At 62.6% G+C, this 17650-nt stretch carries 17 protein-coding genes; 7 read left to right on the forward strand and 10 right to left on the reverse strand.

The window, feature by feature from the left end:
* The first annotated feature begins 127 nt into the window (after window positions 1-127).
* Genes cqsA through KY495_RS14350 form a run of 3 tightly spaced genes read left to right on the forward strand, consistent with a single transcriptional unit; the run spans window position 128 to window position 3090 of the window.
* On the forward strand, window positions 128-1375 hold the full coding sequence (gene cqsA, locus KY495_RS14340) for an alpha-hydroxyketone-type quorum-sensing autoinducer synthase (protein WP_219880082.1): 1248 nt from the start codon (window positions 128-130) through the stop codon (window positions 1373-1375).
* Between the two features lie 7 nt (window positions 1376-1382).
* Window positions 1383-1781 carry a group II truncated hemoglobin gene (locus KY495_RS14345; protein ID WP_219880083.1) on the forward strand — a complete coding sequence of 133 codons (399 nt, stop codon included), beginning with the start codon at window positions 1383-1385 and terminating at the stop codon, window positions 1779-1781.
* A gap of 1 nt (window position 1782) precedes the next feature.
* Complete coding sequence (locus KY495_RS14350; protein WP_219880084.1) at window positions 1783-3090, forward strand: DNA recombination protein RmuC; 1308 nt, start codon at window positions 1783-1785, stop codon at window positions 3088-3090.
* On the opposite strand, the gene KY495_RS14355 is transcribed toward KY495_RS14350, so the two are convergent.
* The 9 genes from KY495_RS14355 to KY495_RS14395 all read right to left on the reverse strand — a co-directional run bounded on the left by KY495_RS14355 (window position 3020) and on the right by KY495_RS14395 (window position 13193).
* The gene (locus KY495_RS14355; protein WP_219880085.1) at window positions 3020-4081 is read right to left on the reverse strand and encodes an SRPBCC domain-containing protein; all 1062 of its coding nucleotides are present in this window, start codon (window positions 4079-4081) and stop codon (window positions 3020-3022) included. The two genes, KY495_RS14350 and KY495_RS14355, sit on opposite strands and share 71 nt — an antisense overlap.
* Complete coding sequence (locus KY495_RS14360) at window positions 4078-4962, reverse strand: acyl-CoA desaturase (protein ID WP_229518304.1); 885 nt, start codon at window positions 4960-4962, stop codon at window positions 4078-4080. Before KY495_RS14360 ends, KY495_RS14355 begins: the two co-directional genes overlap by 4 nt.
* Window positions 4963-4968: 6 nt before the next feature.
* Window positions 4969-6249: a gephyrin-like molybdotransferase Glp gene (gene glp, locus KY495_RS14365; protein ID WP_219880086.1), complete on the reverse strand. Its 1281-nt coding sequence runs from the start codon at window positions 6247-6249 to the stop codon at window positions 4969-4971.
* Window positions 6246-6848 (reverse strand): molybdenum cofactor guanylyltransferase MobA, encoded by a 603-nt coding sequence (gene mobA / locus KY495_RS14370; protein ID WP_229518305.1) that lies wholly within the window; start codon window positions 6846-6848, stop codon window positions 6246-6248. Before mobA ends, glp begins: the two co-directional genes overlap by 4 nt.
* A complete protein-coding gene (locus tag KY495_RS14375; protein ID WP_219880087.1) occupies window positions 6845-7237 on the reverse strand; it encodes a type II toxin-antitoxin system VapC family toxin in 393 nt (130 codons plus the stop codon). The genes mobA and KY495_RS14375 overlap by 4 nt, the downstream gene beginning before the upstream one ends.
* 13 nt (window positions 7238-7250) lie before the next feature.
* Window positions 7251-7478, reverse strand: coding sequence for an antitoxin (locus KY495_RS14380; RefSeq protein ID WP_219880088.1), 228 nt, complete (start codon window positions 7476-7478; stop codon window positions 7251-7253).
* A gap of 53 nt (window positions 7479-7531) precedes the next feature.
* A complete protein-coding gene (moaA, locus tag KY495_RS14385; protein ID WP_219880089.1) occupies window positions 7532-8632 on the reverse strand; it encodes a GTP 3',8-cyclase MoaA in 1101 nt (366 codons plus the stop codon).
* Complete coding sequence (gene chrA, locus KY495_RS14390; RefSeq protein WP_219880090.1) at window positions 8625-9962, reverse strand: chromate efflux transporter; 1338 nt, start codon at window positions 9960-9962, stop codon at window positions 8625-8627. The genes moaA and chrA overlap by 8 nt, the downstream gene beginning before the upstream one ends.
* A gap of 63 nt (window positions 9963-10025) precedes the next feature.
* The gene (locus KY495_RS14395; protein ID WP_219880091.1) at window positions 10026-13193 is read right to left on the reverse strand and encodes an Rne/Rng family ribonuclease; all 3168 of its coding nucleotides are present in this window, start codon (window positions 13191-13193) and stop codon (window positions 10026-10028) included.
* 675 nt (window positions 13194-13868) lie between these two features.
* On the opposite strand from KY495_RS14395, the gene KY495_RS14400 reads away from it, so the two are divergent.
* The 4 genes from KY495_RS14400 to KY495_RS14415 are packed head-to-tail and all read left to right on the forward strand — an operon-like array spanning window position 13869 to window position 16941.
* Window positions 13869-14885 carry an RluA family pseudouridine synthase gene (locus KY495_RS14400; RefSeq protein WP_219880092.1) on the forward strand — a complete coding sequence of 339 codons (1017 nt, stop codon included), beginning with the start codon at window positions 13869-13871 and terminating at the stop codon, window positions 14883-14885.
* Window position 14886: 1 nt separating this feature from the next.
* Entirely contained in the window at window positions 14887-15546 is a 660-nt protein-coding gene (locus tag KY495_RS14405) for an HAD-IIIA family hydrolase (protein WP_219880093.1), read from the forward strand.
* Complete coding sequence (locus KY495_RS14410) at window positions 15543-15920, forward strand: Rieske 2Fe-2S domain-containing protein (protein ID WP_219880094.1); 378 nt, start codon at window positions 15543-15545, stop codon at window positions 15918-15920. The genes KY495_RS14405 and KY495_RS14410 overlap by 4 nt, the downstream gene beginning before the upstream one ends.
* Before the next feature lie 19 nt (window positions 15921-15939).
* The gene (locus KY495_RS14415) at window positions 15940-16941 is read left to right on the forward strand and encodes a S49 family peptidase (protein ID WP_219880095.1); all 1002 of its coding nucleotides are present in this window, start codon (window positions 15940-15942) and stop codon (window positions 16939-16941) included.
* Window positions 16942-17284: 343 nt separating this feature from the next.
* Here the strand turns inward: KY495_RS14415 and KY495_RS14420 are convergent, their stop codons facing one another.
* Window positions 17285-17608 (reverse strand): hypothetical protein, encoded by a 324-nt coding sequence (locus KY495_RS14420; RefSeq protein ID WP_219880096.1) that lies wholly within the window; start codon window positions 17606-17608, stop codon window positions 17285-17287.
* Window positions 17609-17650 lie beyond the last annotated feature (42 nt).

Genomic DNA, 17650 nt, shown 5'->3' on the forward strand with positions numbered 1-17650 from the left:
ATTCGCATCAAACGCCATATTGTAGCGGTGAGGAAAGGTTCGGTTTGATCTAGATCAACACCTGTTGATGTTGCTCGGAAGCTAATGATCTCCGGCAGAAAATGAAAATTTTTCTGGAGAGAAAACCATGACCCATACTGCCGCCAAACCCGCCTTTTTCCCTATGCCAGCCGAGCAGCGCATGCCTGCTTTTGTCACCCGCCGCATGGATGAGCACTATGTGACGCGCGTACAACAGCTGCTCGGCGGCGAGCACATGCATGTCTGGCAGCCGGCCGGCGCCGGCGCGATCATGCTGGCCGGGAATGACTACCTGTGCATCGCCCAGGAGCCCGCTCTGCTGGCGGCCCAGGCCCGCTGCCTGCTGGGCAGCCAGACGGGCATGCTGATGTCCTCCGTCTTCCTGCAGGAAGGTAGCACCCAGCACAGGCTGGAAGCCAAACTGGCCGCCTTCATGGGCGCTGAAAATGGCGTGCTGGCCCAATCCGGCTGGGCCGCCAATGTCGGCCTGCTGCAAACAATTGCCGGGCCCGGCGTGCCGGTCTACCTGGATATGCTGGCCCATGCCTCGCTGTGGGAAGGCGTGCAGTCGGCCCAGGCCATCGGCGTGCCCTTCGTTCACAACGATCCCGAGCACCTGGCGCGCCAGGTGGCAAAGCACGGCGCCGGCGTGATCGTGGTGGATGCCCTGTACAGCACCAACGGCAGCATCGCGCCCCTGCACGCGATGGTGGAAGTGGCCGAGCGCAGCGGATCGATCCTGGTGGTGGACGAGTCCCATTCGCTGGGTACCCACGGCCCGCGCGGCGCCGGCCTGGTGGTGGAGCTGGGCCTCGCCGAGCGCGTGCATTTCCGCACCGCGTCCCTGGCCAAGGCATTCGCCGGGCGCGCAGGGCTCATCACCTGTTCCAGCCACTTCAAGGGTTACTTCCTGTCGGCCTCACGCCCTGCCATTTTCAGCTCCTGCCTGCTCGAGCATGAACTGGCCTGGTTCGACGCGGCGCTTGACTTCATCGCCACTGCCGATGAACGGCGCGCTGCCCTGCACGCGAGCGCACGCCGGGTACGGGCCGGCCTGCGCGAGCTCGGTTACAACGTCGACGATGGCACCGAGCAGATCATTGCGCTGGAAGCGGGGCCGGAGCCGAAAACGCTGGCGCTGCGCAAGGCGCTGGAAAGGCGGGGCGTGTATGGCGCCGTGTTCTGCGCTCCCGCCACCGCGAAAAACCGCTCGCTGGTGCGCCTGACGCTCAACGCCAGCCTCACGCGCGACGAAGAAGCGCGCCTGCTGCGCGCCTGCGCCGACATGCGCGAGGAGGTGGACCTGGACAGCTGGTCCTCGACCCGGCGCGGGCGGCGTCTCACGCTGGTATGATGGCGGCATGGACGAATCGAGCAATCAACAGACTTTATACAGTGTAATCGGCGGCGAGGCGCGCGTGCGCGAACTGGTCGACCGCTTCTACGACCTCATGGAACTGGAGCCGGAGTTTGCCGGCATCCACGCCCTGCATCCGAAGCCCAACGACAGTTCGCGCGACAAGCTGTTCATGTTCCTGTCGGGCTGGATGGGCGGGCCGGACCTGTTCGTGGAGCGCTACGGCCACCCGCGCCTGCGCGCGCGCCACCTGCCGTTTGCCATCGGTTCGTCCGAGCGCGACCAGTGGCTGCGCGCCATGGCCTGGGCCATGGAAGATATCGGCATCGAGGAAAACCTGCGCCTGCGATTGATGGAATCGTTTTACCAGACGGCCGACTGGATGCGCAACAAGGCCGACTGAGATGACCAACACGCAATTTCTGCTCTTGATGGGGGCACTGGTGGTGGCGATTGCGCTGCTGCTGGTGTCCATGCTGCGTGCGCGCATGGGGGCGCCTTTGGCAAACCTGGAGCGCGAACTGCGCCGCGAAATGCAGGGTGGGGCGCAGGGCACGCGCCAGGAGCTGGCGGCCACCCTGGCGCAGTACCACGGCGCCACGGTGCAGCAGCTTGACAGCATGCGCCAGCAGATCCACCTGGCGGGCACCACCAGCCGCGAAGAGCAGTCGCTGGCGCTGAACCGCTTTGCCGAGACCATGCAGCACACTTTGCATGCGCTGACGGAATCGAATGCGCAGCGTATGCAGGAAGTACGCTCCACGCTGGAAGTGAAGATCCGCGACCTGCAGACCGACAACGCCATGCGCCTGGAAGAAATGCGCAAGACGGTTGACGAAAAACTGCACGCCACGCTGGAAACGCGTCTGACCGAGTCATTCCGCCATGTCTCCGACCGTCTGGAAAAGGTGCACCAGGGCCTGGGTGAAATGCAGCAGCTGGCCATCGGCGTGGGCGACCTCAAACGCGTGCTCACCAATGTCAAGACGCGCGGCACCTGGGGCGAAGTGCAGCTGGGGATGCTGCTCGAGCAGGTGCTGACGGTCGATCAATACGCCGCCAATGTGGAGACGGTGGCAGGCAGCGGCGCGCGGGTGGAATTTGCGATCCGGCTGCCGGGGCAGTCCGACAGCGGCGTGCCGGTGTGGCTGCCGATTGATGCCAAGTTCCCCAAGGAGCAGTACGAGCGCCTGGTCGATGCGGCAGAACGGGCCGATGCCGAAGGCGTCGCCGCTGGCGGGCGCGAACTGGAACGCGCGGTGCGGCTGGAAGCAAAAACCATCTGCGAAAAGTATGTGTCGCCGCCCCAGACGACCGACTTTGCCATTCTGTTCCTGCCGACCGAAGGCCTGTACGCGGAAGTCATGCGCAGGCCCGGCCTGGCCGACGATTTGCAGCGTTCATTGCGGGTGTCGATTGCGGGGCCGTCGACCTTGTCGGCCATCCTGAACAGCTTGCAGATGGGTTTCCGTACGCTGGCGCTGGAAAAGCGTTCGTCGGAGGTGTGGCAGGTGCTGGGCGCTGTCAAGACCGAGTTCGGCAAGTTTGGCGACGCGCTTGCGCAGACCAAAACCAACCTTGAACGTGCGGCCAAGAGTATCGAATCGGCCCAGACCCGCACGCGGCAGATGGAGAAAAAACTCAAGTCCGTGGAAGCGCTGCCTGCCGAGGCAAGCCAGCAGATGCTGGGTGTGGAGCAGGAAGACTGCTAGCGCGCGTGAATGCCGCTTCGGCCCGGCGCGCGTAGAACTCCAGGATCACTTTTTCAAAATTGTTGAACAGCAGGTCGGCCACACGTGTGGCGTACCAGTTGAACTGGGTGCTCACGCGGTAGTGCATGCTGATGGTCAGTTCCGTGGCATCGCCTTTTGGTGTGAGCGTGTAGATGGTATCGACCACGTCAAAATAGTGGCCGCCGATTTTCACGTGGTCGTCCAGGGCGCCGGCTGGAATGGAGTCCGGTTCGAAGCGGTAATGCCACTTGACGTAGCTGTTTTCGCGCCACTCGCTGGCCACCTGCGCGAAATGAATCGACTTGCCCATCCTGACGTCGCGCACCAGCGTCTCGCCGACCTGGCGGGTGACGCCCGATTCGGGCAGCGGTACGCCGATTCTGTACATCCATGCCCTGTCCACTTCATCTGCTTCGATGGCGGCGGCGTTATGCAGCTCATGCCATACCTGGGCAGCAGGAGCCTTGATCACGACACTGCGCATGCTGTGGCCGATGTGCGTATCGCCGGCGCCTGCCGGCAGCACGACTGCGAGGATCAGCGGCAAAGCTGCGAATCCATAGACTGAGCTGCGCGGCCAGTTGGTGCGCTGACAGATCGCGCCCATGGCCAACCCACCTGCCGCCCCAATCACCATGAACAGCGGGACGATGACGATGGCGCAAATCAAGCCTTCGATCGTGACGGCCAGCGCCGCAAGGACCGCCCAGCCATTGGCGCGCGACCCAAGCCACGCGTAGTATTTCCAGCTGCGCCGCGCCTGGCGCTCCGCCACATACACGGCAACTGCGCTGATGGCCAGCGGGCCGGCATAAATAAAGGCGGCGGCCATCGCGCTCATCATTTCACCCGGCGCGTCGTTAAATAATCCTATGCGCAGGATCAGACCAGTCACGGCTCCCGCGATCACCGGATACCAGCGGCTAAACGGCCATAGGCGGGCGTCGGGATTGATTTCGGTGTCGATCATCGTCGTGCTTTCAGTTGGTCAGGTGTGATCAGGTTCCACGCGAGGCCGGCGCCTTGCAGCAAGCGCAGCATCCACCAGCCTGGGTCCCATTCACCTGGTGCCATCCCAAGCCGGGCGGATTCGGGGAAGGCGTGGTGATTGTTATGCCAGCTCTCGCCCATTGTCAGCAGGGAGACGAAGCGCAGGTTCCTGCCCTGAACGGCCGCGCCTTCGAGCGGGAAGGGCAGGGCGCCGTGATTGTGGGCGAAGTAGCCGATCAGCCAATGGCCAAGCACCCCGGCCGACACACGTGCGCACACGCCCCAGAAGACAAAGCCCCAGCCGCCCCAGGCAAAAAAGAGCAGGGCGACCGGCAGCTGCTGCAGCATCCAGGTGCGTTCCAGGAACTGGTAAAAACGATTGTTGGCAATCACGGGCTCGATGTCAATGCGCGGCGCATGGCGCAGATGCAGGTCGCAATGGAGCTGCCACCAGGCGTCACGCAGCATGCCGCTGCCGTGGCGCAGATAGTCGTGGCAGCGCGGGTGGCGCTGCGCAAAGTCGCGCAGCTCGTGCTGGCGCAGCATGCCAAGTGGTCCCGCCAGGCCCACCAGCACGCCGAGGTAGACGAACAGGTACTCCAGCCATTGCGGGCAGTCATAGCTCCCGTGGATCAGGCGGCGGTGATGGCCCAGCGAATGGCCAAACAGGAGCACCACAGCGGTGGTGACCACGAACAGGACCATAGCGCCCGCGCTGATGGTGAGGGCGCCTCCCATGACCGCCGCCAGCACCATCGACGTAATCCACACGGACTTGAGGGGCGCATAGCGCACCTCGCCTACGACAACATCGCTGGCTTGCCGGGCGTGGGCCCGATGGCGCTGGAGGTCCGCCGTCACGCGCGGTTACATCAGGCCGGAGAACAGGATGATGTCGACCATGTCCCCGGCGCTGACGTTGCCTTGCTCATCATGCAGCACCACCATGCAGTTCGCCTCGGTCATGGAGCGCAGGATGCCGGAGCCTTGCGAGCCGGTGATGCGCACGGTTTGATTGCCCCCGGCATCGGTGGACATGATGCCGCGCTGGTACTCGGTGCGGCCAGGCTTCTTGCGGATTGCCGCTGCCGACTTCACTTTCACCATCTCGACCGGTGCGTTGGCGCCCATCATGCGCAGCAGCGCGGCGCGCGCAAAAAAGTAGAACGACACCATGACCGCTACCGGGTTGCCCGGCAGGCCAAACAGGAAGGCGCTTTTGCCATCGGAGCTGATGCGGCCAAATGCCAGCGGTCGGCCGGGCCGCATGCCGATTTTCCAGAACGTGACGTCGCCCAGTTCGGCCATGATCTGGCGCGTATAGTCAGCCGCGCCAACCGACACACCGCCGGAGGTGACGATGGCGTCGGCGCTGGCGCAGGCGCTGCGAAGCGCGTCTTCCAGCGCCTGCGGTTCATCGCGCACGATGCCCATGTCGATGATCTCGCAGCCCAGGCGCGTCAGCATGCCAAACAGGGTATAGCGGTTGCTGTCGTAGACGCAGCCGGCATCGAGCGGCTCTCCGATGGAACGTAGCTCGTCACCGGTGGAGAAGAACGCCACGCGCAGGCGCCGTGTGACGGGAATGGTGGCGATGCCCAGTGACGCCAGCAGGCCCAGGTCGGCCGGGCCGATGACGCGGCCGCCTTCCAGTGCAGGGCGCCCGGCCATCAGGTCTTCGCCGGCAAAGCGGCGGTTGTCGCCGGTGGCCAATGTGCCCGGCCTGATTGTCACGCTGTCGTCGCTGATCGCGGCGCAGTGCTCCTGCGGGATGACGGTGTCGCAGCCGGCCGGCATGACGCCACCGGTCATGATGCGCACGCACTGGCCGGCCTGTGGCGCGGCGTTCGACGGCCGGCCTGCATACACCGTGCCGACGACTGCCAGTGTGGTGGGAGCGGCCGGGTCCAGGTCGGCGCCGCGGAAGGCAAAACCATCCATGGCCGAGTTGTCGTGCGCCGGCACGCTGATGGGCGAGATGATGTCCTGGGCCAGCACGCGGCCCAGCGCTGACAGCAGTGCCACCGTTTCAGTCTCGCGAACGGGCTCAAGAAAATCGTTGATGATGCGTTGGGCATCGCGCACCGGCAGGGCATCAGGGTCGTAGGAAGACAGGCAGCTGGTGACGTCTGAAAGGAGGGGCATCATTCTTCTTCGAATTGCTGCAGCTCGCGCAGCGTGTTGATGTTGCGAAAGGCGCTGGCGTCATCAAAGCGCACGTGAACCACGCGGATGCTGCCGTACCAGCCGTCCATGCGCCGGCCGCCCTGCTGCAGGTAGGCCGAAAGCTGCGGCAGCACCGCGCGCCGTACCAGGGCGAACACCGGGTGCGGCTGGATGCGCAGCGCGCCATCCTCATCTGCTTCTTCGGTTTCGGCCAGCGCGAGATCGGCGTTTTCCCTTGTCATTGCCGCGTGCAGGCGCGCCACCAGGTCGTGTGGCAGAAATGGCGAGTCGCACGGCGCCGTCACCATGAGGTCCGTAGGGCAGCGGCGCAAGCCGGTTTCCAGGCCGGCGAGCGGGCCTTCGAATCCGGCCAGGTCGTCAGCCCACACGGGCACGCCGAAGGCTGCGTAGGCGTCGTGATTCTGGTTGGCGTTGATGGCGATGTGCGCGACCTGCGGCGCCAGGCGGGCCACCACATGCGCGGCCATCGGCATGCCCCGAAACGGCTGCAACCCCTTGTCCACGTGGCCCATGCGGCTGCCGCGGCCGCCGGCCAGGATCAGTCCGGTAACATTGCTCACGCCTTTGTCCAATCCTCAATCAAGAGGCCGGGCACCCGTGAGAACTCCCTGACATTATTGGTGACCAGAGTCATGTCCAATGCCATTGCATGCGCGGCAATCAGGGTATCAAGCGGACCGATCGGTGTACCGTTTGCTTCGAGTGCAGTGCGGAGGAGACCGTAGGTATGCGCAGCATGGTCGTCAAAAGCTGGCCGATGCAACAGTTGCAGCCACCCATGAAGCGCTTCCTGATTGCGCGTTGAGCCACTTTTCGTCACGCCAAATTCCAGTTCGGCAACTGATATGCTGGACACGCTGATATCTGTCAGCGCGTGGGTGGAGAATCGTCGCATCACCTGTGCAGGCTTTTGCTTGATCAGGTAGATGAGAATATTGGTATCGAGCATAAATTTCACTTGACTACCAGTCTCGCTGCTGTTGTTCCTGGGGCTGATTACGTTCGACAGGCGCAGTGTCGTCAAAGTGCTGCAGCATGTCGAAGAAATCGGACCACTGGGGATCTTTCGGTGTGAGGACCAGCGACCGGCCGATTCTTGTGATGGCGAGTTCGGTCACGCCCACGCGAAATTCCTTCGGCAAACGCACAGCCTGGCTTCTACCTGACATAAACACTTTTGCTGTTGCCATCACATGTCCCCACGGTTGATATATTACGATGATATATACCACATCTGCACAAATCAACCGCCGATGTAGGACATTTCGACCTTGCGTTCCAGCCCGGCCGTGTTGATGGTGCGCGTTTCGGAATAGCGGTCGGAGCGCACGCGCCATAGCGCGCCAATCGCTGCCGACATCTCGGCATCGCTGTGGCCGGCGCGCAGCAAGGCGCGCAGGTCGTGGCCGCGGGTCGCGAACAGGCAGGTGAACAGCTTGCCTTCGGTGGACAGCCGCGCGCGCGAGCAGTCGCTGCAAAAAGCCTGGGTGACGCTGGAGATCACGCCGATTTCCCCGCCGCTGGCATGGCGCCAGCGCGCCGCCGTCTCGCCTGTGTAGTTGGCGCCGATGGCCGTGAGCGGCATGCCGGCGGCTGTGATGCGGCGCACCACTTCGGCCGAGGGGATGACTTCAGCCAGGTTCCAGCCATTGGAGGCGCCCACGTCCATGTACTCAATGAAGCGCAGCACGTAGGGTGTTGCCATGAAGTGGCGCGCCATGGGGATGATTTCCTGGTCGTTCATGCCGGCCTTGACGACCATGTTGACCTTGATGGGGCCGAGCCCTGCAGCGTGCGCGGCTTCGATACCCGCCAATACGTCGGCCACGGCGAAGTCCACATCATTCATGCGCCGGAAAATGGCGTCGTCCAGCGCGTCGAGCGAGACCGTGACGCGATTCAGGCCCGCATCCTTGAGCGACTGCGCCTTTTTGGCCAGCAGCGAGCCGTTGGTGGTGAGCGTCAGGTCCAGCGGCCGCCCGGATGGTGTGCGCAGCGCCGCCAGCATGCCGACCAGCCGTTCCAGGTCCTTGCGCAGCAGCGGCTCGCCGCCCGTCAGGCGCAGCTTTTCCACCCCATGGGCCACGAACAGGGAGGCGATGCGGGTGATCTCCTCGAACGAGAGCAGGGCCGCATGGGGCAGGTAGGCATAATCCTTGTCGAATACTTCCTTGGGCATGCAGTACACGCAGCGGAAGTTGCAGCGGTCGGTGACGGAAATGCGCAGGTCGTGCAGGGGCCGGGCCAGGGCGTCGGCCAGCAGGCCGGTGGGCGGCTCCAGGTGCGCCGGGATGGGCGGCATGGGCGAACGGGCGTCGCCCAGCATAATGATTTTTTCAGCCATGCCAGTACGATAGCACGAGGCCCGCAAGGGCACAGGCGGCGATCAATTTGATGGTCCCCACCTTAAAACGGAACAGCGCGATGCAGGCGGCGGCGCTGATGGCAATCGCGGTCCAGTCGGGGACGATGCTGGCGAAAAACACGTGCCTGCCGAAGAAGACGGCGAGACTAACGATCACGCCCACCACCGCCGCCGAAATGGCGGTCAGTGGCGCCGTCATGCGCACATTGTCGCGCGTGGCTTCCACCATGGGGCCGCCCGCGAGAATAAACAAAAACGATGGCAAGAAGGTGAAAAAGGTGGCCACGCTGGCACCCACGGCGCCGGCCAGCAGCACATTGGCGCCGAACACCTGGTGGGTCCAGGCGCCCACAAAGCCGACAAAGGCGACGATCATGATCAATGGGCCAGGCGTGGTTTCGCCCAGTGCCAGGCCGTCAATCATTTGCGTGGCCGTGAGCCACTGGTAGTGCTCGACCCCGCCCTGGTACACATAGGGCAGCACCGCGTAGGCGCCGCCGAAAGTCATCATGGCAGCCTTGGTGAAGAACCAGCCCATCTGGGCCAGGGTGCCGTGGGCGCCGAAGTGCTGCGCCAGGACCAGCCAGGCGCCACCGCCCAGCACCAGCCCGACCAGCGCTACCTTCGCCAGGCCGGTCCAGGAAAAGACGGCGTGGGCCGGTGGGGGAGTGTTGTCGTCGATCAGGGCGAGACCGTATGACACCTGCTTTCCGGGATGGTGACCGCCCACCTGGAAATACTTAGGCAATAGTCGTCCACCCAGCATGCCGATCATGGCCGCCGTCAGCACGATGAGCGGAAACGGGATGGCCAACACGGCAATGGCGAGAAATGCCAGGACGGCAATGGCGATCAACACCGGGTTCTTGAGGCTGCGTGTGCCGATTCGCCACGCAGCAGCAAGCACCACGGCAACAATGGCCGGCTTGATGCCGTACAGCACGCCCGCCACCGCTGGCAGGCTGCCGTAGACCAGATAGATCCACGCCAGGGCCACGATGATGAGCAGGGAAGGCAGCACGAACAGCACGCCTGCCATGATGCCGCCGCGCGTCTTGTGCATGAGCCAGCCGATGTAGATGGCGAGCTGCGTGGCTTCGGGACCGGGCAGCAGCATGCAATAGTTGAGAGCGTGCAGGAAACGCTGTTCCGAGATCCAGCGGCGGCGCTCGACCAGCTCGGTGTGCATGAGGGCAATTTGCCCGGCCGGGCCGCCAAAGCTGATGAAGCCGAGTTTTAGCCAGTACCAAAAAGCTTCTGCCAGGGAAACGGGAGCTGGCTGCTTGTCGCGGGCGATGATCGTTGTCATGGAGGGGATGGTTGCGAAAAAAAGGGAAGCACACGGCTTCCCTTTTGTAACACGCCGCTGTGATTACTGGCGGGTATCGATCTGAACCAGCGGCTCGTCCACCGGCGGCGGTGCCGGCTTGCGCTGGCGCGGCACGCGAACCGGCTGGGCCGCCTGGGCCGCCGCTTCCTGGGCTGCACGCAGCTTTTCAGGATCGGTGGCAGCCAGGGTCAGGCCAGCCGAGCTCAGGATTTCGTTCAAGTCCTGGGCTGGTGCGGCAGCTGGCGCAGGTGCCGCCGCCGGTGCAGGTGCCGGCGCCGGTGCAGGTGCAGCCACCTGTGCTGGTGCCGGTGCGGGTGCCGGTGCAGCCATTGGCGCAGGGGCTGCAGCAACCGGTGCCGGCGTTGGCGCCGGCTCCGGATCCGCTTCCGCATCTGGCGTGAACATGGTCTGCTCCACAATCGGTGCAGTAGCGTTGACCTCGTCACCACCGTCAGGGGTAAAGATCGTCTGTTCCACCACCGAGCTGGCCGGCGCCATGGCTGCCGGCGCGGCTGGCTCCTCGGCCGCCGGTGCAGGTGCCGGTGCAGCAACCGCGACAGGAGCAGCCTGCATCGCTGCTTGGGCCGCGACCGGCTCGGCACGTTGCGGCGCAGCTTCCGGTGCAAACTCGGCGTCGACGCGGCGAAGCTCTGCGGCAGGCGATGCGGCGTTGGCGGCCTCGGCTGTCCCCTGTTGCTGCGTAACGACCGGCGCGGCAGCAACTGGTGCTGGGGCACCGTCATCGGCCGGGCTGACGGTGAAGCTGGCAACTGCCGGGGCTTCATTGTCATTGTCGGCGCTGTCGTTGTCGCCAGCTTCCATGCCCTCGGCGCCTTCCACGCCTTCGCGCTCGCGGCGGTTACGGTTGCGGCCACCGCGGCGGCGGCGGCGGCGCGGTTCTTCCCCGCCAGCTTCCACTTCGATTTCCTCACCGTTCGGTCCGATGGTGGTGATCATCTTTGGCACTGCAACAGCATCGTCCGCTACGGGTGCAAAGCCTGTTGTCGCTGCAACGACGGGCTCAACGGCCAGCTCATCGCTCTTGGTCTCGGCCACCGGCGTGCGGTAATCGGCACGCTCGCGCGGTGCGCGTGGTGTACGTTCAGCACGTTCGCCACGCTCAGGACGCTCGGCGCGTTCCGGGCGCTCAGCGCGCTCGCCACGCTCGGCCCGTGGTGCGGCCGGTGCTGCAAGGTCTGCGCCTTCGCGCGGCTCGCGTGGCTCACGCGGTGGACGTGGAGTACGTGGCGGACGGGCTGGCTTCTCGGCATCGGCTGCCTTGACGGTCTCGTCCTGGCCAGCCTTGGCCGGCTCGCGTTCTTCACGCTCGCGGCCACCCGGCTTGCCATTGCGGTTGCGCCCGCGCGGACCACGGTTGCTGTTGCGTTCGCCATTGCGTTCCGGAGCGGGGGCCGCGGCAGCGGGCGCCTTGACCAGGGCCGGTACGGCAGGCTTTGCCACCGGCTCGTCATCCTTGCCAAAGAAGAAGCTCTTCATCTTGGCAAAGAAACCTTGCTCCACGGGAGCTGCCTGGACGGGCGCAATCACGGGGGCAGGTGCCAGCACCGGTTTCGGCGCTTCGGTACGGTCAACCACGGGTGCCGGCTTGGCCGGGGTGATGGTCTTGACAACGGCTTCCTGGCGCGGCTTGGCTTCTTCCTTTTCGCGCTTGGCGTAACCCATGTCGGTCTCGGCCTTTTCAGCCAGACTGTAGCTGGCCTGGTCGTCTTCAAGGCGCGGATCGTCATGCTTGATACGCTCGAGCTTGTAGTGCGGCGTGTCCAGATGCTTGTTCGGGATCAGGATCACGTTGATGCGGTGACGCGTTTCGATCTTGAGCACTTCGCCGCGCTTTTCGTTGAGGAGGAAAGCGGCAACATCGACGGGCACCTGCACGTGGATGGTGGCCGAATTTTCCTTCATTGCCTCTTCCTGGATGATGCGCAGCACTTGCAGGGCGGACGATTCCGTGTCACGGATGTGGCCGGTGCCGGAGCAGCGCGGGCAGGTCACGTGGCTGCCTTCGGACAATGATGGACGCAGGCGCTGGCGCGACAGTTCCATGAGGCCGAAGCGGGAAATCTTGCCCATCTGGACGCGCGCACGGTCGTGGTGCAAGGCATCCTTCAGGCGCTGTTCTACTTCGCGCTGGTTCTTGGCCACTTCCATGTCGATGAAGTCGATCACGATCAGGCCGCCCAGGTCGCGCAGGCGCAACTGGCGGGCCACTTCTTCGGCCGCTTCGCAATTGGTGTTAAATGCCGTGGTTTCGATGTCGGAGCCGCGCGTGGCACGGGCCGAGTTGACGTCGACCGAGACGAGCGCCTCGGTGTGGTCGATCACGATGGCGCCGCCCGATGGCAGTGGCACGGTGCGCGAATACGCGGTTTCAATCTGGTGTTCGATCTGGAAACGCGAAAACAGCGGCACGTCGTCGCTGTAGCGCTTTACACGGTGCACCATGTCGGGCATCACGTGATCCATGAACTGGTGCGCCTGCTCGTAGATATCGTCGGTATCGATCAGGATTTCGCCGATATCGGGCTGGAAGTAATCGCGGATGGCGCGAATGACGAGCGACGATTCCTGATAAATGAGGAAAGCGCCGTGTCCCTGCTTGCCGGCGCCTTCAATGGCACGCCACAGCTGCATCAGGTAATTCAAGTCCCACTGCAGTTCTTCCACATTGCGGCCAATGCCGGCGGTGCGGGCAATGACGGACATGCCTTGTGGCAGATCGAGTTTATCCATCGTTTCGCGCAATTCCTGGCGCTCTTCGCCTTCGACCCGGCGCGATACGCCGCCGCCGCGCGGGTTATTCGGCATCAAGACCAGATAACGGCCGGCCAGGGAAATGAATGAGGTGAGGGCCGCGCCCTTGTTGCCGCGTTCTTCTTTTTCGACCTGGACCATGATTTCCTGGCCTTCGCGCAGCGCATCCTTGATGGACGCATTGCGCACATCGACGCCTTCGCGGAAATAGGTGCGGGCCACTTCCTTGAATGGCAAAAAGCCGTGGCGGTCTTCGCCGTAGCTGACAAAACACGCTTCGAGCGATGGCTCGATGCGGGTGATGACGCCTTTGTAGATATTGGACTTGCGCTGTTCGCGACCTGCGGTTTCGATATCGATATCGATCAGTTTCTGACCGTCGACAATCGCTACGCGCAATTCTTCCTGCTGCGTAGCGTTAAACAACATGCGTTTCATTTTTATTAACTCCGCGACCCGTGGGCCGTTCCAGTGCCGCTCTGGTAGCTAGCGGCGAAAAGTACAGGGAATGTACGCGGGACAGGGAGCCTGGGGAGGGTATGCCTTTTCGCACGGCGCAGCGACGCAAAAGCATCGCGGCCGCAACAGGGCGCTAGTAGCGGTCGATCGACATGCCGAGTGCACGCATCACCTGCAACTTCTCTGGATCAAAACCGGTCAAAACCGGGGCACAGACCAAGCCAGGCGGTGAGCAAATCAGTGAGCCAAACCGTAGCCAGCAATCGCACCGCGAGCGATATGCGGCATCGTCCATCGCATATCCCCGGGAGCGAGGCTTACATCGGGTCGGGCGAAAACGACAAGCGTTATCGACGCCAACATCCGGCGAGCCGGCCAATCGCGCCAGCTTGCCAGTACTTATCCTTAAATATCCAGACTTTCCAATTCCGCAGCCATGTGCCTGATCCGATTACAACAACGGTGCAACCTTGAACGGCGCAGGACTGTGCATACACATATTTTCCATCGAATTTGCAATTTGGCGAGGCCGATGGATACGCCCCTGTGTAAAATATCGTTTTAATTCTTACACCAGCAGAGGTTTGACCGCCGCCTGTCGATTATATATTCAAAATGAAGGACTTAGAGAGAATTTCTGGGAAGACAGAAGAAATGAAGATGCAAAACCATGTTGTTCCCCCTTCATCACAGGCGACACCCCAAGCTTACTTTGTAACCATCGCCGAAGAAGATGCCGGCCAGCGGATTGATAATTTCCTGCTCCGGGTCTGCAAAGGCGTCCCGAAAAGTCATATTTACCGCATCCTGCGCTCTGGAGAAGTGCGCGTCAATAAAGGCCGCATCGACCAGCTGTACCGCCTCGAAAGCGGTGACATCGTGCGCATTCCCCCGGTGCGGGTGGCGGAAAAAAACAACGCGGCAGTACCGGCGGCCGAATTTACCATCCTGCACGAAGACAGCCAACTGCTGGTCATCGACAAACCCTGCGGCGTGGCCGTGCATGGGGGCTCGGGCGTATCGTTTGGGGTGATCGAGCAATTGCGCGCGTCCCGGCCCGATGCCAAGTTCCTGGAGCTGGTGCATCGCCTGGACCGGGAAACCTCGGGCCTGCTGATGCTGGCCAAGAAACGATCGGCGCTGACCAACCTGCACGAGCAAATGCGCGACGGCCTGACCGACAAGCGCTATCTGACGCTGGTGGCGGGCGACTGGAAGAATGCCCGTCAGCACGTCAAGCTGCCCTTGCACAAGTTCACCACGCCGGACGGCGAGCGGCGCGTGTGCGTGCAGGCCGGGGGCATGGAGTCCCATACCGTCTTTAGCCTGTTGCGCAAATTCAACGAGTTTGCCTTGCTGGAAGCGGAACTGAAGACCGGTCGCACACACCAGATTCGCGTTCATCTGGCTTCCTCAGGCTTTCCCATTGCAGGTGATGATAAATACGGCGATTTTGCGCTCAATCGCGCTCTACTCAAGGCCACCGACAAGCGCGGCGCCCTCAAGCGCATGTTCCTGCATGCGCACCAGATCACCTTTACCCATCCCGAGTCCGGCAAGCAAATGACGCTCAAGGCGCCGCTGGGCGACGATTGCCAGCGTTTCTTGTTAAGCTTGGGAAAACCACTAACCACCGGTGCGCGCCCTGGCGCCGCCGCCGAGAAGTCCTGATATGCCACGCAAGCAATTTGATTTAATCGTCTTTGACTGGGACGGCACGCTGATGGACAGCACCTCCACCATCGTCAAGTGCATCCAGGGCGCCTGCCGCGACCTGGGCTTGCCGATTCCGCGTGACGAGGCCGCTTCCCACGTCATCGGGCTGGGGCTGTTTGAAGCGATGCAGGCCGTCATGCCAAACGTGGACCCGGCCATCTACCCACGCATGGTGGAGCGGTATCGCTATCATTTTCTGTCAAAAGACCACGAACTGGTGTTATTTGACGGTGTGCGGGAAATGCTGGCTGAACTGGTGCAAGAAGGGTATTTTCTCGCCGTGGCAACCGGCAAGAGCCGTGTGGGCTTGAACAGGGCGCTCAATGCCGTCGGCCTGCTGTCGCTGTTTGACGCGACACGGTGCGCGGACGAAACCTTCTCCAAGCCCCATCCAGCCATGCTGCAGGAACTGACCCGGGAGTTGGGTCAGGACATGAAACGCACCGTGATGATCGGCGACACCTCGCACGACCTGCTTATGGCCAGTAACGCCGGCGCGGCAGGCATTGCGGTTCAGTATGGGGCTCATCCGGTGGCACAACTCGACGCCTGCATGCCACTCTATTCGGCAGCCTCGGTCCACCAGCTGCACGGCTGGCTGAGCGTGAACGCATGACGCTCGATCCGCAGGCGCTGCGCATCTGCGATGCGGCAGCCGTGGTGGAAGGCGGCAAGGGTGTGCGCTTTCCCGTCCTCGCTTTTGGTGACAAGGCCACCGGTTTTGTGGTGCGCTATGACGGCAAGCCCTATGCTTACCTGAACCGCTGTGCCCACGTGCCCATCGAACTGGACTGGGCAGAAGGGGAGTTCTTCGAGTCGAGCGGCCTGTACATCATGTGTGCCACCCATGGCGCCATCTATGTTCCGGAAAGTGGCTATTGCGCCGGTGGCCCCTGCAAGGGGGCACGCCTGCGCAGTATTGCCGTAACCGAGCATGAAGGGGGAATCTACTGGATCCCCGACGAGTTCATCGCGCCGCCAGCGGCGTAACTTCAATGTGCGTGACACCATGAGCGAGCTTCCGGGCACTGATTACTCCGACGTCAAGATCCAGGCCCCACTGCCGAGCGCGGTGGCATGGGAACGCGACACGCTGGAAAAGCTGGTTTTTGCCACGGTGCACGAACGGCGCGCTGCCCGGCGCTGGAGCATCTTTTTCAAGCTCAGCTTCCTGTTGCTCGCGTTTTTCGCCTTATGGTCACTGTCCGATTTTAATTTCACCGGCAGTGACGGCGAACTCATCGGCACCCACACGGCCCTGATTGAAATTGAAGGGAGCATCGAGGAAGAGGGCAATGGCGCTGCCGATGTCGTCATTCCTTCTCTCAACAAGGCATTCAGCGACCGTGAATCACGGGCCGTTGTGCTGAAGATCAACAGCCCGGGCGGCAGCCCGGTCCAGGCCGGCGCCATCGTCGATGAAATCCTCCGGCTGCGCAAGGCCTATCCCGCCAAGCCCGTCTACGTGGTGGTGGACGAGATCTGTGCCTCGGGCGGCCATTATATTGCGGCCGCGGCCGACCGAATCTACGTTAACAAGGCCAGTATTGTCGGTTCCGTGGGCGTGCTCATGGACGGTTTTGGCTTTACCGGAGCCATGGACAAGCTCGGCGTGGAGCGGCGCCTGCTCACGGCCGGCGAAAATAAAGGTTTCCTCGATCCCTTCAGCCCCCAGTCAGACACGCACAAGGCGCATGCCCAGGCCATGCTCAATGAAATTCACCAGCAATTCATCGCCGTCGTGCGCAGCGGGCGCGGCACACGCCTGAAGGAAACACCGGAAACTTTCTCGGGACTGTTCTGGAGCGGCGCCAGGGCAGTGGACATGGGCCTGGCCGATGGCTTTGGCACGATCGAGAGCGTCGCGCGCGATGTCGTCAGGGTCGAAGATATTGTCGACTATACGGCCCAGGAAGGGTTGCCCGAGCGGGTGCTGAAAAAATTCGGGGCGGCGGTGGGACAGGGGGCAATGCGCACCTTATATGCCGGTACCAGGCCCGCTGTGCGGTAGTCGACAGTGGTTAATTTTCCCCTTGCATGTTCGCCCCGGTGTTCTATAGTGGACCTGTAGTTCTTTGCAAGGGGGGCGACATCAATAACAAGCGTTATCTAAGCACAACAATTTGCATGAACGGCTAACTGCGTTGAACACGCGGTATTAGAGTGAATTTCAATTCCTCGCACATTCCCGCTCAGGGAGTGGAAAAACGACGGCTGATGCCGTCGTTTTTCATATTAACGGGCAATGTGCGGGAACATTAACTCTCAGGAATGCGGGACGGGATGGTTTGCTAAGCAGGCCGGGCTTCCTGGCGGTAAGGGGCCCATGCTGCTCAGCATGGGCGCGAGACTAGCTAGTTGGCGAAGGCCTTGGCGGCACGCTGAGCTGGGCAATGCGCGGACGGGCTGTACATGACGGGACGCATCATAGCTGGCAAGGGTTCGCCGGCGCCTTCCGCCTGGGCAAAGCCGCCGTGGGCAATCCACTGTGCCAGATTGCGCTGGGCTTGGTCGACCCAGCGTGCCTGAGGGGAAATACGCGAGATATCCTGGGGTAGCTCGGCCGAGGGGCGCACACCGCCGGTCCAGCGGGCAATGGCAGCGCGAGCTGTTTCCAGCGCCGACAAGGCATCAGATTCGGAAAACTCAGCGGTGCAGATCAGGTCGTTCGAACTCATTGTGCGCATCCTCTCGTTTTACTGTCTATTTGTCTTGATTTC

Origin of the sequence: Massilia sp. PAMC28688 (assembly GCF_019443445.1) — a bacterium.
Lineage (GTDB): Bacteria > Pseudomonadota > Gammaproteobacteria > Burkholderiales > Burkholderiaceae_D > Telluria_A.

Bases quoted from the DNA above. Each gene is read 5' to 3' on its own strand.
- cqsA (WP_219880082.1), top strand. From the start codon at position 128: ATGACCCATACTGCCGCCAAACCCGCCTTTTTCCCTATGCCAGCCGAG.
- KY495_RS14345 (WP_219880083.1), top strand. From the start codon at position 1,383: ATGGACGAATCGAGCAATCAACAGACTTTATACAGTGTAATCGGCGGC.
- KY495_RS14350 (WP_219880084.1), top strand. From the start codon at position 1,783: ATGACCAACACGCAATTTCTGCTCTTGATGGGGGCACTGGTGGTGGCG.
- KY495_RS14355 (WP_219880085.1), bottom strand. From the start codon at position 4,081: ATGATCGACACCGAAATCAATCCCGACGCCCGCCTATGGCCGTTTAGC.
- glp (WP_219880086.1), bottom strand. From the start codon at position 6,249: ATGATGCCCCTCCTTTCAGACGTCACCAGCTGCCTGTCTTCCTACGAC.
- KY495_RS14375 (WP_219880087.1), bottom strand. From the start codon at position 7,237: ATGCTCGATACCAATATTCTCATCTACCTGATCAAGCAAAAGCCTGCA.
- KY495_RS14380 (WP_219880088.1), bottom strand. From the start codon at position 7,478: ATGGCAACAGCAAAAGTGTTTATGTCAGGTAGAAGCCAGGCTGTGCGT.
- moaA (WP_219880089.1), bottom strand. From the start codon at position 8,632: ATGGCTGAAAAAATCATTATGCTGGGCGACGCCCGTTCGCCCATGCCG.
- chrA (WP_219880090.1), bottom strand. From the start codon at position 9,962: ATGACAACGATCATCGCCCGCGACAAGCAGCCAGCTCCCGTTTCCCTG.
- KY495_RS14395 (WP_219880091.1), bottom strand. From the start codon at position 13,193: ATGAAACGCATGTTGTTTAACGCTACGCAGCAGGAAGAATTGCGCGTA.
- KY495_RS14400 (WP_219880092.1), top strand. From the start codon at position 13,869: ATGAAGATGCAAAACCATGTTGTTCCCCCTTCATCACAGGCGACACCC.
- KY495_RS14405 (WP_219880093.1), top strand. From the start codon at position 14,887: ATGCCACGCAAGCAATTTGATTTAATCGTCTTTGACTGGGACGGCACG.
- KY495_RS14410 (WP_219880094.1), top strand. From the start codon at position 15,543: ATGACGCTCGATCCGCAGGCGCTGCGCATCTGCGATGCGGCAGCCGTG.
- KY495_RS14415 (WP_219880095.1), top strand. From the start codon at position 15,940: ATGAGCGAGCTTCCGGGCACTGATTACTCCGACGTCAAGATCCAGGCC.
- KY495_RS14420 (WP_219880096.1), bottom strand. From the start codon at position 17,608: ATGAGTTCGAACGACCTGATCTGCACCGCTGAGTTTTCCGAATCTGAT.